The sequence below is a fragment of the Mesorhizobium sp. DxT genome (assembly GCF_058448885.1).
In genome coordinates, this window is sequence record NZ_JBZFLJ010000018.1 from 34,336 (window position 1) to 47,504 (window position 13,169).

Sequence of the window (13,169 nt, forward strand, 5' to 3'; positions counted from 1 at the left end):
CGCCGTGCCATGCTTGTGCATGAGATGCAGCTTGATCGAATCGATAGCTACGACTGGGATGAGCCGAAAAGGGGAGGGGCAGCGCGGCCGCTGGACGAGGGCGCACGTGGCTTGGGGCAAGCGCGGCGGCGTGGCGACGGCCAGCCGCGGCGATTGCTCGATGGCGTAGGCTCGAGCGGCCGCTCGATGCGGAAGCGGTTTGCGTCCCTGGCGCGCGGCAGCCAGCCGGCCGTGGTGAAGCTTGCCTCCTATGGCGGCGGAGCCCGCGCCGGCGCGATGATGAGCTACACGTCGCGGTGCGGGGAGCTTGCCGTCGAGAACGAGCGCGGCGAACGTGTGATGGGCAAAGGTGCGCTCGCCGAGCAGCGGGCCGAGTGGGAACATCTGTTCGACAATCGGGCGGCAAGCCGGGATCTTGCCGTTTTCCAGGTCGCAATCGATGCGGCATCGCTGCGGCAGGACTTCGACCAGGACGATCAGTTGCGCCATATCCTGGTGTCGGGGTTTGGCGACCGACGATTCGTCTATTCGGTGCGCGAACGAAATCCGGGTGAGATCCAGGTGAACGGTGTCGTTGTCTTGCGCAGCGGGCAAGGCGAACGGCTGACGGGGGACCGAAAAGCTGCCGAGATAGTGCAGCAGCGCCATCACGACAGCGAAGCCGGCAGGGACGTCGACGCACGGTTTTGCTTCCATGGTTACGGCAACGGTGTCGAATGGGGTACCGCGCGGGTTCGGGAACTGGTCGCGTCAGTCGGTGGGGAGGTTCGCGACGAGACCGGCCGGCTGATCGGGGATGCGACGCAGGCTGGCGATCTCGTCCAGAAGGAGTGGCGCAAGGAACTGCACAGTCGAAAGGGCAGGGACGTCATGCACCTGATCGTCTCGGCCCGGGCCGGCACGGATGCGGCTCCCTTCGAAAGCGCCGTGCGGGAGTTTCTCGGCGAGCAGTTCGCGGGGCATCGATATGTGTTCGCCGTTCACGATCCGGCGCTCGACCCGAAGGAGTTTGCCGAAGGTGGCAAGCGCCCTCACATCCACGCCCATGCCATCATTACAATGCGATCGGAGACCGGAGATCGCATTGTCACCAGCCCCAAGCTGTTCCGGGAATGGCGCTCCGTAATGGCGGAGAAGGCGCGGGAACAAGGCCTCGACATGGAGCTGACCGATCGACGGGAACTCGCCAGCGCTCCGGCCTATAGTCGCAATCAGGTCCGCCCGGTCAGCTACCGCGACCGAACCGAACATGTGGGTACGAGCGAAGCCTCACACGCCCGCTATCAGGCAAAGCGCTCCAACGAGATCAACCTCGCCACCACCGACCGCAGCCGTCAGTACGCGGCTCGGGCAGCGGAGGCATGGAACGATCTCGCCAATGCCGAGACGGGGATGTCCGCGGGGACGTTTGCAAGACTGCATGCGGCACGCCTGGAAGGTCTGGCTGAGATCAATCAAAACAATCATAATTCCGAGAGAGGATCGGGTCAAACTGTCAAAAATCAAGCCAATATGATAGAGATTTATCAACTCTTAAACGGTGAGGATCGACAGATGCGCGAGATGACACGTCCGGAGTTCGAAGCCTACGAAAAGCGCGTGGAAGCGGTTCTTGCCTCGGTGGAGCGGTCACTTGAGCCTTCGGCGCAGGCTGACTTCGATGAGGTCGCCGCCGCGGCTCGCGAGGTAGTCGACATTCGTCGCGAATATCTCGAGGTCACCGAAAGGCAATCTGATCAGGTCCGGAATGAGCTGCCTCACGATAGCCGGGACGAACGGCCGGATAGGTCCAACGCCGATTGGGATTCGGCGGTGGCTCGACCGGGCCGGGACGCGGTTGAGAGGGCGAATGAGGTCCTGGTCGAGGTCGAGCACTATCGGGAAGGACTGTCCAGGATCAATGCCGGAGAACTGCCGCGGTCCTATGGCGCCAGCTATCAGGATGGTCTCGCACGGGAAATCAACCGCGCGGCGGAAATGGCCGTGGATGGCGACAACCAATTTCTGCGCGAGGTCGCCAAGTCGGACCAGCAGCTGCAAGGAGCCATCGAGGCGATCGAACTTGCGCGGCGTGAAGCCAATCGAAATGTCGACCGCGAACACCATTTCGCCGGTCAGTCGTCCGTGGTGAGCGACGGCAAGGATTCAAACGGATCGCCCTCGGGAGCTATCGAGGCAGATCAGGTCCGTGAGGCGGATTTGGACGTTCTTCGCGAGTCTGAAGAGGGGGACGGGCACGGCCAGCAAGAGGCCCCCACGAGGCCCGCGGCCGAACCCGACCGATCCGATCCCCCTCAGCAGAACGTGCCGCGACTGCGCCAGATCGAACACGAGATTGAACAGCGTCACGAGCGCGATCGCGACGATCGCGAACGATAGGAGGCGGGCATGAAGGATGAACGGCCTCACGCGGAGTTTCCCCTGCCGGACGGCTCGGAAGATCGACCGGACGCCGCAGCAGCACAAGAATCGCAGATCGGAACCCGACAGCTGGACCGCGTGTTTGTGCGAGCAAGGAGAACAACCATGATGCAGACACCCGTCGCCGCTATTCCTTCACTCGACCTCGAACGGTACCTCGGTCAATGGTACGAGATCTGTCGGCTTCCGCTGAAGTACGAGGACGAGACGGCGACCGACATCACCGCACGCTACTCGCTTAACGACAGCGGATCGGTCAGGATCGACAATCGCTGCTTCGACGAGGATGGCAACCCATCACAGGCGGTGGGGGAGGCCATACCGGTCGACGAGGGCGGGTCCCGAATGAAGGTGACCTTCCTGCCCAAAGTCATCCGGTGGATACCCTTCACGAGCGGCGACTACTGGGTCTTGAAACTCGCCGACGACTACTCGGTCTCCCTGGTCGGCACGCCGGATCATAGATATCTGTGGCTGCTGTCGAGAACTCCATCGCTGGACGCGGATACGCGCGCTGAATACCTCGCGGAGGCGGAACGCCAAGGATTCGACCTGACAGCGCTGATCGTTCCGCGTCACACGGGCCGCGTCGTCACTGACGACATGGTGGACTAGCGGGGGCTCAGGGCGTCTTGAGTTGAGATCTGGGGCGCGATCCCAGGGCGTCGCTCGGCGGTTAACAGCTGGGCCGTGCCACGACAGCGACCGCGCCGCGTGGACGACAAGCGCCGTGCCCCGGCTTATAATCGCTGCTTCAACAAAGCAGGTGGGAGGCCCGTTGGCTCATGGCACTCGATCATCTGCAACAACGCCGCCTTCTCCCTCAAGACGTGCAATCTGGCGGGCTTCAGCCGCGGTAAACTTCAGCCGTACTCCGATGCCGCCGCCATTCTCCGGAATGAATACGGCCCCAAGCTCCTCGAGACTAGCCTGCAGGGCCTCAACGTCACGCTCGTTCGGGTTGTCGATCTTGCGCTCGAAGTCATGGATGGTGTCTTCATCCACTCCAGAACGAAGGCTGAGCTTGGCCCGCGTGACTTCCACGAGAGCGCGGGCGGCTCGGCATTGCGAACCTGAAATCATCGAACTTTCTCCTCGAAGGTCCATCGAGGCGGCGATAGTTGCGCCCCTTGCTAGGTCGGAGCAAGGGCTGGCCTCTCCGCCATCTCGGATCCAGAATGCCATTTTAGCTGGAGACCACCCCGTTGGCGCGATCTGCGCCGCGAGCGCTGTAGCGGGGAAGCGACCACCCCCACTGCAGTGCCCCGAAGCGGATAGCAGCCGCCACCGTGAAGCCGACGATCACCGCGATCTCTCGTCCGGCACCTCCCTCATGGAGGAGGACGAACGTCGAGGCACCTGCGAGCGCCGCGGAGGCATAGACCTCCCGGCTGAGGATCGCAGGACTCTCGCCGCTGAGGACATCCCTGACGAGACCGCCGAACGTGGCTGTCACGATGCCCATGGCCACCGCAGCCACAGGTCCACCGGCCATAGCCAGAGTCCTGTCGGCTCCAAGGACTGCGAAAAGGGCTAAGCCTACTGCATCAAACCGCAGCAAGAGGGCTTCCCGTGACTGCGGGATATGCGCCAGGAAGAACACGGCGGACGACACGGCCACACAGGCCAGAAGGTATTCCGGGCTGGTGATCCAGAATACGGGCGTGGCGCCGAGGACAGTGTCCCTTATCGTTCCACCTCCGATGCCCGTGGCCGTGCCAAGGAGTATAAAGCCGAACAGGTCCATCCGCTTGCGTGCAGCGGCCAGCGTGCCAGTGGTCGCGAAGACCACGACCCCGAACCAGTCGAGGAAAGTCATTGCCTGGTCGATCATGACAGTCCTCACACGTCGGCAGCGCCGCCGGATCCCATGACAATGATGGCTGACCCGGGTCGGACATGTTCGTGCAGATGGATGACATCCTGATGCAGCAGGCGCACGCAGCCCGACGATATCGCCTTGCCGATCGTCCACGCCTCAGCGGTGCCATGGATGCGGTAAAGCGTATCCCGGTTTCCCTGGTGGATGTAGAGCGCGCGTGCCCCAAGGGGATTGTCGATGCCGGGCGGCCGGCCATGACGCCACCTCTCGAGCGCGGGCTGGCGCTTGATCATATCCGAAGGAGGCGTCCAGACCGGCCACTCCCGCTTGTAGGCGATGTGGGCCCGGCCCGACCATTCGAATCCCGCACGACCGATGCCGACACCGTAGCGGGTCGCAAGTCCGCCGGGCAGGACATGATACAGGTAGCGTGCGGCCGTATCGACGATCACCGTGCCGGGCTTCTCGACGGCTACGTAGTCTACGACCCGACGGACATATTTCGGGTCAAGACTCTGCAGGTCGGCGGCCGGCACCGGAAACTTCTCCTCCGGCATCGCCCGGTACATCGACAGCACATCCACGTCGAAGGAAGCTTCGGGAGCGGGGGGTGGAGCTACAGCCAGCGAAGGCGCGGGAGCGGTTGTGGAACAGCCCGCGGCGGCGGGGGCGAGGAACGCGGCGCCACCAACGAGCAGTGCGCGACGGCTCAGGGTAGAAGGGGGAAAATCAGTCATATCGTTGCATTCTGAAAAAGCGGCGCGCCGCCAGCTTCGACGAAGCGGACGTGCGACCGGAAGAGCGAAGTTGAAATGTCGAGCAGGACAACTGCGCGCCATCACGGCACGCAGAAAACTGCGACGCTGATCAAGGGCGCTGATTCATGACAGACCTCTGGCGCGATGCATGCCTATTCGCATGCATGCCCCCTCTGTCATTGGCCTGAGAGCTTGGCAGGGACCGTCTCGCACGGGCCCGGCTTATACCTTCGGCGGGAGCTGCCGCTCCGCTTTCCAGAGTCTTTTATCGACGGGCGGTCCGGGTGCCTGAGAGTTTCCGGGGCGGTTGCTCCTTCGGCGGCCGGTCCCCCGGCTCTCTCCCGCGCGTCAATTCGAGCCAGATGACGCAATCTTTGGGGCGGTATTGAGGCCGCGAGATACACCTACCTGAACGCGCGAGCTGAAGTTGATCAATCCGCCCGCAATGATTTGGCAGCTAACCCAGCCGCGAGCAACCGATTGCGCAAGCCGCAGACAAACCGGAAGAACTCGAGGACCCGCATCCGGTTCATGAACCATGCAAGCCCGGCCGCTTCGTAGTTCTCGTGATCGGCCCAAGCAAGGCCGTAGGCGTGCGTTTCGCCGCCGAACCGGGTGTGCTTCCCAGCCTAACCTTGTTGAGGGACGAGGATGTCGCGCTGTCCATGTAGGGGCGTATGAAGTCGAACACGCTCCAAGCTGGAAAGCGTTTCAGCGCCAGCAGCGCCTTGGCTCCGGACTTCTCGCGCAGGTGTTCGATCCGCTCGAGGTTGAGGAGCAGCTTCGACTTGTCGATCAGGTGGGTGTTCATCATGCTCGGCCATCGCCTTTCCGGGTAGCCGCCGTCCGCAGCGGATCGATCACGGCGAGGCCTAGCGCGCGTCGCTTCATCGAGCGCGCCGCCAGCGACACGTTGACGGAAACCTTCCTCGCGTAGGACTCGGCGAACAATCGGCCCCTTGCGTCGCCAATTCCCTGCCGCATTGCTGGCGAACGCTCGGCGAACCTGTCGGGAGCGGGACGGAAACGGCCGTCAGCGACCGTCCCGATCCATTCGCAGACATGGTCCTCGGGCTCCCGCAGCCGGGCAAGCAAATCGAGGTACTCTTCCTGGAGCGCGGGCGTGTGTTCGCGTCGGCTTACGCGTGACAGGCGGTGGAGATCGCAGGCAAGCAGGTATGCGTCGCGCCGTGGCTTGCGCCAGTAGACCCGCCGGCCGTCCGCCACATCCAGATACTCGTCGGCGGCTGCGATCGGGATGGCCTCCGCCGCATGCGGGACGAACTGCATGAGCGGGTCCGTTTCGCCACCGCTAACAGGATCACCTTTGCCGGATCCACAGCCATACGGACGGAACGCTAGGAGCTTCATCAGCGAAGCAGAAACCCGCCAGCTTCCAGCCGACACGGCGGCAGCGTCCGGCAACGTCAGCGCGCCGGTCGTGTGCAGCGCGTGGGCTATCGTCAGCCGAACACAGGTCTGCACGCCCTGTGTTCGCGCTGCGGGCGCCATGGGAAGGGAGTTTCGGCTCCAACACGCCAAGACGCCGTGGATGAACGCGATGTCGCATCCGAGCGCATCCGCCAGATCCTGAGCTGACATCCGACCGTCCAGCCGGCACGAAGGCCTGTCCATCGTCTTTGCGCTCATCGCCACCCCCACCTCTCCGCTGCCTGGGCTCGAGGCTGGAGGCTCGACAAGCCGGGAATTGAGAGAGGTGCGGAATCCATAGGCCGGCTCAGATGCGCCAGAACTTCCTCGGCCGACGCAGCGCCTCTGACCTTCTTCAAGACCTGCGGCTGGGAGCGCTGCCTGCAGAAGCGCGCCAGAGCGTTGAGGAAGTCCGTCGCACCCTCGCGCGGCCAGCCGACCCCCAGCACGACATCAACCGACTGCTCGTGAGGGGTATGGTAAGGGATCGACTGTTGAAGGATTGCAAGGACCGCGGCCGGCTCCCTCAGTCGCTCCAGCATCGCGTGAGGCAGGCCGATGCCTTGGCCGATGTAGGTCGCGCCCAGTTTCTCCCTGTCCAGCAGCGCCGAGAGCACTGACACGAAGGACAGCCCGGTCCGGGACGAGAGTTGGCGCGCAATGGCCTCAAGAAGCGGACGTTTGGCCTGCGCCGGGTCGCGCAGCAGAATGTCCCGCGGATGCAGGAGATTGAGAATTTCCATGATGGACTCCCCGCCACGGCCGAACGCCGCAGGCGACCGCCCGCGATCGCGGGCACGCAGATCAAATGAGATTGCTGAAGCCTGGCGGACCCGGACGCTGAGCCAGGGGTCAGATCGCGTCCGGGTTAGATGCCCGCTTTGAGCAGGCGCGCGCCCTCGAGGCGCACCAAGGCTGGCATTTTCAGCATGGAGCGAACCTAGCGGTTGTTGCCGACGAAGCACGCCCTGAAACGGACGCGTTCCCGACTGCGAAAGGGCGGCTGCCTGACGGCAGTTCCGGCTGGACCAGTGCCGTGCCCGAGACGAGGGACGCCAAGAGATCGCGGAGCCCGGTATCCTCGACCGATACTGCCGCCTCGTCCGGAAGCATCCAGCGACGCATCACCTTCACGTCGTTCGGCCAGCTGACCAAGGTGCCCCACACTTGGAGCCCATGGACCGTCACCTCGACCGCCTTGCGGCTGCCGCATGGCTGAAGTCTCGGCGCCACGTACAGCCCGAGAGGTTCGGAACCGACCCTTCCCGTGATGCCGGCTTCCTGGAACGCCGCGCGGTCGGCCGACTGCAGCCCTCTTCTCGTGCCGGACCAGCGGGCTGCCGGAATGCGCCAGCTTCCGCCCCTCCGCAGGCGCAGGAGCATGACATCGAGCTTCCCTTCGCAGTTAATGCGCCACGGGAGTGCAGCGTGTTCTCTCAGGAGGTCGCCGGTGACCGCCACAATGCAGCTGGACTGCATCATGGCCGCGCCCCCGTTTCTGACGAGAGGGCGAGCGAAAGCGCAGGCATTCGGAACGGGCTTGGAGAGCGCCGATCAGGCGGAGTCAGACACCAGGGACATCGGCTGGCGGAAAGCGGGAGATGGTGGTTGCAAAGACGGCAGACCGGCCGTGAACGGAAAGTTCTCATTGTACGCTCCATCGATGCGGCGCTCGGCGCCGCAGGATCAGACCGCAGGTTCGTAGGGATTTCCCGGAGCAGGATTAGGTGCGGAAATCAGGGTGAGGAAGCCTGCTCCGGGGGCGGATGCGACCGTTCCCGGCAAGCCTCGAAACCTTGATGAAAGTCTCCATGCACATGCCGTCGATATAGCCATTCGCCGCCTTCTTTACGAGGCGACCTTATGTCGCCCGGCCACCGGCATTGCGACGCAAAGAAGGTTTGACATCGACTGCAGCCTGGCCAAGATGCAGCCGTGATCACGCTTTCTGAAATGCGGCTTCCATTCCGGAAGCGCCCGAAAAACGGCAGCTAGCCCTGGCTCGTGCAGCCTCGGGCGGCGGGCCAGGGACATTCCTTTCACACCATTGATCAACCGCGCCGCGTGCTGCCAGGCGGCCGTGCGCGCGCCGTCAGGAAGGAAGCCGTCATGGCGAAGAGGAAGGGCAACAAGGAAGCCCGCAAGCCCAAGCAGCAGAAGGAAAAGAAGGCCGAAGTCGGTTCCGTCTCGGAACTGATGGCCCGAGCGGCGATGCCGGGAAAGCGGCGATAAGGCAAAGGCCTGCACGCGGACACTGTGCCGCGTGCAGGCCTTCATTAATGGTGTCAGAGCAGCTCGAATGCGATGAGCATCAGGCCCAGCACGCCGGACGCGATGATGACCTTGGTCGTCAAGTCCAATTGGCGATCTCCATTCAATCGAATGACCTGGGCCGGAACCAGCTACTTGTCCCGGAAGAGGCCTTCGACCGCGCGCGGGATGTCGTTGCGGGAAATGCCGATGTCCCAGAGTTCCCTGTCGTCGAGGGCCTGAAGCTGGTCCATCGCCTTCTGGCGCTGCCATCTCCCGAACCTGCGGACGATCATTCGCGCAAAGGCGGATCGCGGGCGAGGATTGTTGTGATCAGACATGTCAGTCTCCGAATATGGCCGGGCCTTGCGCCGGGGTCGGCGGGTTGCCCGAAAGCTGGATTTCAGGCGCGCGGAAACTTCGCCAACGAGCGGAAGCGACCGTGCTACCTGCGTTGAAGCCGGCTACCCCGGAGACCGCCGGACAGGTGGTCCCCGGGGTCAATGCCGGATCAGCAATGCACCTGACCGGGAGAAGGGCGGGCGGCTCATGCGAATGTCCGCCGGAAGAAGATGGCGCTCATCGTCGTGCCTACAGCGATGACGATCATGCGCACGACGGAGGCAGGCAACGCCCTGGCGACGGGTGCGCCCGCATATCCGCCGATGGTGGCAGCGACCATCATGAGGACCGCCTGCGGCCATGCGACGATACCCGCCGCCGCGAAGGTGGCGACGGAAATGCCGGACTGCACGAACGACAGGGCGTTCTTCAGCCCGTTCATGACGTTGAGGTCGCGCATGCCCCACAAGGAGAAGGAGCGAACCCGCAAGCCCTTCGATGGCGGTGAAGGCGACGATCTTCATGAGCCGCATCCTGTCGAAGGCGGCAATCTCCTGGCGGAACCCGAGCGCTCCTCCGAGATAGCCGGGAAACACGGCGGCCGCATTGGTCGCATTCGCGGCAACCAGCGGCACGCCCGTGTAGACGAGCGCCGGGAAGGTCAGGAACGTACCTCCGCCCGCGATCGTGTTCAGCATCCCGGCGAAGAAGGCCGCCGCGGCCAGGAGAAGGTATTCAGTCACTCGTTTCTCCTTGCCGCGGCGGACGTTCAGGCGGCTGGCGGGCCGGGATCGTCGAAGCCGTCATGGGCGACCGGCACGAGGCGGGGCTGATCGTAGAACGCTCCCCGGATCACGCGGAGGCTCGGCTTGCCGAAGGCCGGCGTGCTGGCCCGCTCCAGCGCTTCCTTCTCGCGCCTCGCGGCTTCGGGCTGGTAGTGAATCTCGTGGAGCACGATCCGCTCCTCCTCGCCGTCGCCGTTGCGCAGGGCAAATCCCTGGCCCTTGGAAAGGCCGAGCAGCGCCAGTCCGCGCGCCGCCGTGATCGGCAGGTACATGCCGATCGGCGACGTCATCTGGTCATGCGAGATGATGCGCGTGTCGGGATCGCGGCCGTCGACGCTGAAGGTCACCCGGCTGCTGAGGGTGGCGACGTTGACGGGGATGTCGTCGCGGAACATCACCGTCGCCGCTTCGATCTTCCGCTTGAGGATCGGCGCGAGCGGATCGCCCTGGCCGAGGCAGCGGTCACGCATCACCTCCAGGATCGTGAAGTCCTTCGTCGTGAGGAAGCAGGTCTCTCTCTTCATAGCTGTTCTCCATCGCTCGGCTTCGAGCGGTTACGTTGTGGCGCACTGGAGAATCCCCTGGGCCGCACGGACGCGGCGCAGGGGCAGCTATCCTGTGATGAGGCAGCCCCCGAAGAGCGAGAGGCGGCAGGGCGGGCGGATTTCAGTCATGACGCGGTCCGCAGTTCCTGCGAGGCTTCTGACGGAGGCACAGTGGACATCGGGACCCGAACTGTTTCCACCGTCATGCGGTGAACGCGACCGTCACGCGCAGTCCAGTCGATCGACTGTCCGGCGGAAACGCCGATGAGCGCGACGCCGATCGGGGTCAGGACCGAAACCCTGCCTTCGGCGATGTCGGCCTCGCCCGGGAACACCAGCGTGACGTTTCTGTCCTCGCCGAGATCGCTGGTAAATCGCAGGGACGATCCCATGCGAACCACGTCCGGCGCGAGCCGGCCGTCTTCTACGACCTTGGCGCGATCGAGCTCTGCGAGCAGTTCCTCCGCCACGGCGGGGTTGCGGTCGGCGAAGGAGTCTGCGAGCCGCCACAGGCGCTCGCTGTCGGTGCGCGTCACGGCGATCGCCGGCTTGCGGTTCTTCTTGGTCGGTTGAGCCATCTCTGGGCCCTTTCATGTAAACGACACGCGCACGCAACCACGGCGTGACGCTGTCTTCTGTGAACTGGAATTGTTTACCGATTTAGTGACGGCAGCTCCGTCAAACCGGAATCAGCCTATGCCCCGCGGCCGGGGCGCGACGCGACCTGGCCGGGGGTCAGATGTCCGCGATGGGGCAGACCCTGTAAAATTTCAGAAAGTGGCAGTCGGTCATGCACATGCCACAGACGTGGGACTTTGCGGGATGAAAGTCAAGCTAACCAAGCAGTCCGGGGCAACCTGCCATAAGGCGGCAGACCGACGACGCATTTTCAGGAGCAAAGCGCCTCCGGTGCCCTATTCTTCCCTGGTGATCGAATGTCCCGACGGTGGACGCACATGACCGCCGTAGGTCTGCGGCGCACTTCGTTCTGCGTCGCCGAGCCAGCCTGCTGCGACGAAACTGACGAATGAAAGGAGACTGCCATGTATCCAGGAGACGAGGACAATCCCGGCTATGCTTCCCCCCCGTGCTTCATGCACGAACTTGATCCCGCTTTCTCGATAGAACACCCGTACGCGCAGGCCGCTGTCGATGTCGCGCGCTGGCGGAAAGCCCAGAGAAAAAGGCTGCTGGCGGAACGTCTGGCCCTCCCGGCCGATGTCCGGGCGCAGGCTGCTCAAAGGATCGCCAGCCGGCTCGACGCGGAGATCGGGACCGTCGAGGGCAGCGTGGTGGGAATCTACTGGCCGTTCCGCGGCGAGCCGGACCTGCGCGAATGGGCTTCCACAGTGACCGGACGCGGAGGCCAGCTTGCTCTTCCGGTCGTTCTGGAGAAGGGAAAGCCGCTGGAGTTCCGCACATGGTCTCCTCGCGAGAAGCTGGAGAAGGGCGTCTGGAACATCCCGGTGCCGACTGGCGGCGTGGCGACCCTTCCGGACATCGTCGTGGCTCCGGTGGTGGGCTATGACGAGGCCGGGTTCAGGCTCGGCTATGGCGGCGGTTTCTACGACCGGACTCTTGCGGCGATGCCGAGCAGGCCGCTGACATTCGGCGTAGGATACGCGCTGGCAAAATTGCCGACCATCAATCCGCAATGGCACGACATCCCGCTCGACAGGATGATCATCGATGGATCGTAACCCAGTCACTTCGGCCCCTCGATCCCCGGCCTCGGGGGCGTCCGCCTTCGCAATCTGGAACAAGAAGGAATCCAAATCCGTTGCACATGGATCCAGCGAAGGAGAAACCCGATGGTAGCCACGCGCGAATTGATCGAACCGACACCCGGCGATAAGCGCTATGTCCGCCGCGACGACGAAGGCCGTTTCACGGAACTCGAGGATGTCGGGCGAAGCCGCGCCCAGGACCAGAAGCGGAAGGCGAAGAGCGACACGAAACCCGGGCAGGGAGATCGAGGCGACCGCAAGAAGTAGTCGTCTCCGTCTCTCGCCGATCATGGGCCAGCCCTTCTTCACGGTCGGCCATTCGAACCGGACCGCCGACGAGTTCATCGATCTGCTGCGCACGGCCAGGATCGGCATGATCGTTGACGTCCGCAGGCTGCCCGGATCCCGGACCTATCCGCAGTTCGACAGCGAGAACCTCGCCGGTTCGCTGGCGCAGGCGCAGATAAGTTATGAACTGATCGTTCCGCTCGGCGGGCGACGCAGGAAGGTCGAGACCGTACCTGCTGAAACCAACGGTGCGTGGCGCAACATTAGCTTCCACAATTATGCGGACTATGCCCTCACCGGGGACTTCCAAGCAGGGTTCGACCGGCTCCTCGCCTTGGGGCAGGAATACCGATGCGCGATCATGTGTTCCGAGGCCGTCTGGTGGCGCTGCCATCGCCGCATTATCGCGGACCATCTCCTCGCCAACGGAGAAGAGGTCTTCCATCTGATGGGCAGCCACCGCGTCGAGCCTGCTGTCCCGACTGACGGCGCCGTTTTCGGCGACGAAGGTTCGGTAACCTACCCGGCGCGGTAGCGGGGTGTCCGAGCCCCGCCGCAATTTCCGTCTGGCAAGCTCAGTTCACGCCGTGCCGCTCCAGCCACTGCCCCATCTGACGGATCTCCCACCCGCGATCTCCCAGACGCAATTCAGGCCCGGGGAGTATGACATTCCAACTTTGCAGACAGGACACTCTAGCTTTACGGTGTGAGTTTTCGCTGAAGTGCGACTTGCGAGCGCAAGCAATGTAGTCGCTTCATCGATCTGCGGCCATCAGCTTCTGACGGAACACTTCATCAGG

At 63.7% G+C, this 13,169-nt stretch carries 16 protein-coding genes, 2 pseudogenes and 1 riboswitch; of the genes and pseudogenes, 6 read left to right on the forward strand and 12 right to left on the reverse strand.

The annotated features are described in order from the left end of the window. The first annotated feature begins 9 nt into the window (after positions 1-9). Together ACVJNE_RS23475 and ACVJNE_RS23480 are read left to right on the forward strand one after the other, a co-directional pair. Positions 10-2,379, forward strand: a complete 2,370-nt coding sequence (locus tag ACVJNE_RS23475) for a relaxase/mobilization nuclease domain-containing protein (protein WP_499569173.1) — start codon at positions 10-12, stop codon at positions 2,377-2,379. 9 nt (positions 2,380-2,388) lie between these two features. Continuing rightward, the gene (locus ACVJNE_RS23480) at positions 2,389-3,036 is read left to right on the forward strand and encodes a lipocalin family protein (RefSeq protein ID WP_499569159.1); all 648 of its coding nucleotides are present in this window, start codon (positions 2,389-2,391) and stop codon (positions 3,034-3,036) included. Between the two features lie 168 nt (positions 3,037-3,204). Here the strand turns inward: ACVJNE_RS23480 and ACVJNE_RS23485 are convergent, their stop codons facing one another. The 7 genes and pseudogenes from ACVJNE_RS23485 to ACVJNE_RS23515 all read right to left on the reverse strand — a co-directional run bounded on the left by ACVJNE_RS23485 (position 3,205) and on the right by ACVJNE_RS23515 (position 7,815). Beyond that, positions 3,205-3,504 carry an XRE family transcriptional regulator gene (locus ACVJNE_RS23485; protein ID WP_499569160.1) on the reverse strand — a complete coding sequence of 100 codons (300 nt, stop codon included), beginning with the start codon at positions 3,502-3,504 and terminating at the stop codon, positions 3,205-3,207. Between the two features lie 103 nt (positions 3,505-3,607). Next, entirely contained in the window at positions 3,608-4,255 is a 648-nt protein-coding gene (locus tag ACVJNE_RS23490) for a trimeric intracellular cation channel family protein (protein ID WP_499569161.1), read from the reverse strand. A gap of 8 nt (positions 4,256-4,263) precedes the next feature. Continuing rightward, positions 4,264-4,980, reverse strand: coding sequence for a L,D-transpeptidase (locus ACVJNE_RS23495; RefSeq protein WP_499569162.1), 717 nt, complete (start codon positions 4,978-4,980; stop codon positions 4,264-4,266). A 287-nt stretch (positions 4,981-5,267) separates the two neighbouring features. Next, a riboswitch (glycine riboswitch) is annotated at positions 5,268-5,355 on the reverse strand. A gap of 209 nt (positions 5,356-5,564) precedes the next feature. Continuing rightward, positions 5,565-5,815: pseudogene (locus ACVJNE_RS23500) on the reverse strand (carboxynorspermidine decarboxylase); the annotation flags it as partial. After that, positions 5,812-6,513 carry a hypothetical protein gene (locus ACVJNE_RS23505; protein WP_499569163.1) on the reverse strand — a complete coding sequence of 234 codons (702 nt, stop codon included), beginning with the start codon at positions 6,511-6,513 and terminating at the stop codon, positions 5,812-5,814. The pseudogene ACVJNE_RS23500 and the gene ACVJNE_RS23505, both read right to left, overlap by 4 nt. A 134-nt stretch (positions 6,514-6,647) precedes the next feature. Beyond that, a complete protein-coding gene (locus ACVJNE_RS23510) occupies positions 6,648-7,175 on the reverse strand; it encodes a PTS sugar transporter subunit IIA (protein WP_499569164.1) in 528 nt (175 codons plus the stop codon). Between the two features lie 181 nt (positions 7,176-7,356). After that, positions 7,357-7,815: an NUDIX hydrolase gene (locus ACVJNE_RS23515; RefSeq protein WP_499569165.1), complete on the reverse strand. Its 459-nt coding sequence runs from the start codon at positions 7,813-7,815 to the stop codon at positions 7,357-7,359. Positions 7,816-8,541: 726 nt separating this feature from the next. Between ACVJNE_RS23515 and ACVJNE_RS23520 the strand changes: the two genes are divergently transcribed. Continuing rightward, entirely contained in the window at positions 8,542-8,664 is a 123-nt protein-coding gene (locus ACVJNE_RS23520; protein WP_444727595.1) for a hypothetical protein, read from the forward strand. Between the two features lie 170 nt (positions 8,665-8,834). Here the strand turns inward: ACVJNE_RS23520 and ACVJNE_RS23525 are convergent, their stop codons facing one another. The 5 genes and pseudogenes from ACVJNE_RS23525 to rnk all read right to left on the reverse strand — a co-directional run bounded on the left by ACVJNE_RS23525 (position 8,835) and on the right by rnk (position 10,932). Next, the gene (locus tag ACVJNE_RS23525; protein WP_499569166.1) at positions 8,835-9,023 is read right to left on the reverse strand and encodes a DUF1127 domain-containing protein; all 189 of its coding nucleotides are present in this window, start codon (positions 9,021-9,023) and stop codon (positions 8,835-8,837) included. 206 nt (positions 9,024-9,229) lie between these two features. Beyond that, positions 9,230-9,484 carry a TSUP family transporter gene (locus tag ACVJNE_RS23530; RefSeq protein ID WP_499569167.1) on the reverse strand — a complete coding sequence of 85 codons (255 nt, stop codon included), beginning with the start codon at positions 9,482-9,484 and terminating at the stop codon, positions 9,230-9,232. A gap of 64 nt (positions 9,485-9,548) precedes the next feature. Continuing rightward, positions 9,549-9,722, reverse strand: a pseudogene (locus tag ACVJNE_RS23535) (TSUP family transporter); the annotation flags it as partial. Positions 9,723-9,793: 71 nt separating this feature from the next. Next, positions 9,794-10,333 (reverse strand): GreA/GreB family elongation factor, encoded by a 540-nt coding sequence (locus tag ACVJNE_RS23540; RefSeq protein WP_499569168.1) that lies wholly within the window; start codon positions 10,331-10,333, stop codon positions 9,794-9,796. Positions 10,334-10,479: 146 nt separating this feature from the next. Beyond that, complete coding sequence (gene rnk, locus ACVJNE_RS23545; RefSeq protein ID WP_499569169.1) at positions 10,480-10,932, reverse strand: nucleoside diphosphate kinase regulator; 453 nt, start codon at positions 10,930-10,932, stop codon at positions 10,480-10,482. Positions 10,933-11,397: 465 nt separating this feature from the next. On the opposite strand from rnk, the gene ACVJNE_RS23550 reads away from it, so the two are divergent. From ACVJNE_RS23550 to ACVJNE_RS23560, 3 genes are all read left to right on the forward strand, one after another. Next, positions 11,398-12,054, forward strand: coding sequence for a 5-formyltetrahydrofolate cyclo-ligase (locus tag ACVJNE_RS23550; protein ID WP_499569170.1), 657 nt, complete (start codon positions 11,398-11,400; stop codon positions 12,052-12,054). Positions 12,055-12,165: 111 nt separating this feature from the next. Then, positions 12,166-12,348, forward strand: a complete 183-nt coding sequence (locus tag ACVJNE_RS23555; protein WP_499569171.1) for a hypothetical protein — start codon at positions 12,166-12,168, stop codon at positions 12,346-12,348. 22 nt (positions 12,349-12,370) lie between these two features. Beyond that, positions 12,371-12,904 carry a DUF488 domain-containing protein gene (locus ACVJNE_RS23560; protein ID WP_499569172.1) on the forward strand — a complete coding sequence of 178 codons (534 nt, stop codon included), beginning with the start codon at positions 12,371-12,373 and terminating at the stop codon, positions 12,902-12,904. Positions 12,905-13,169: the final 265 nt, after the last annotated feature.

Coding starts and splice junctions, on each gene's coding strand:
- ACVJNE_RS23475 (WP_499569173.1), top strand. CDS start 10: ATGCTTGTGCATGAGATGCAGCTTGATCGAATCGATAGCTACGACTGG.
- ACVJNE_RS23480 (WP_499569159.1), top strand. CDS start 2,389: ATGAAGGATGAACGGCCTCACGCGGAGTTTCCCCTGCCGGACGGCTCG.
- ACVJNE_RS23485 (WP_499569160.1), bottom strand. CDS start 3,504: ATGATTTCAGGTTCGCAATGCCGAGCCGCCCGCGCTCTCGTGGAAGTC.
- ACVJNE_RS23490 (WP_499569161.1), bottom strand. CDS start 4,255: ATGATCGACCAGGCAATGACTTTCCTCGACTGGTTCGGGGTCGTGGTC.
- ACVJNE_RS23495 (WP_499569162.1), bottom strand. CDS start 4,980: ATGACTGATTTTCCCCCTTCTACCCTGAGCCGTCGCGCACTGCTCGTT.
- ACVJNE_RS23505 (WP_499569163.1), bottom strand. CDS start 6,513: ATGGCGCCCGCAGCGCGAACACAGGGCGTGCAGACCTGTGTTCGGCTG.
- ACVJNE_RS23510 (WP_499569164.1), bottom strand. CDS start 7,175: ATGGAAATTCTCAATCTCCTGCATCCGCGGGACATTCTGCTGCGCGAC.
- ACVJNE_RS23515 (WP_499569165.1), bottom strand. CDS start 7,815: ATGCTCCTGCGCCTGCGGAGGGGCGGAAGCTGGCGCATTCCGGCAGCC.
- ACVJNE_RS23520 (WP_444727595.1), top strand. CDS start 8,542: ATGGCGAAGAGGAAGGGCAACAAGGAAGCCCGCAAGCCCAAGCAGCAG.
- ACVJNE_RS23525 (WP_499569166.1), bottom strand. CDS start 9,023: ATGTCTGATCACAACAATCCTCGCCCGCGATCCGCCTTTGCGCGAATG.
- ACVJNE_RS23530 (WP_499569167.1), bottom strand. CDS start 9,484: ATGCGCGACCTCAACGTCATGAACGGGCTGAAGAACGCCCTGTCGTTC.
- ACVJNE_RS23540 (WP_499569168.1), bottom strand. CDS start 10,333: ATGAAGAGAGAGACCTGCTTCCTCACGACGAAGGACTTCACGATCCTG.
- rnk (WP_499569169.1), bottom strand. CDS start 10,932: ATGGCTCAACCGACCAAGAAGAACCGCAAGCCGGCGATCGCCGTGACG.
- ACVJNE_RS23550 (WP_499569170.1), top strand. CDS start 11,398: ATGTATCCAGGAGACGAGGACAATCCCGGCTATGCTTCCCCCCCGTGC.
- ACVJNE_RS23555 (WP_499569171.1), top strand. CDS start 12,166: ATGGTAGCCACGCGCGAATTGATCGAACCGACACCCGGCGATAAGCGC.
- ACVJNE_RS23560 (WP_499569172.1), top strand. CDS start 12,371: ATGGGCCAGCCCTTCTTCACGGTCGGCCATTCGAACCGGACCGCCGAC.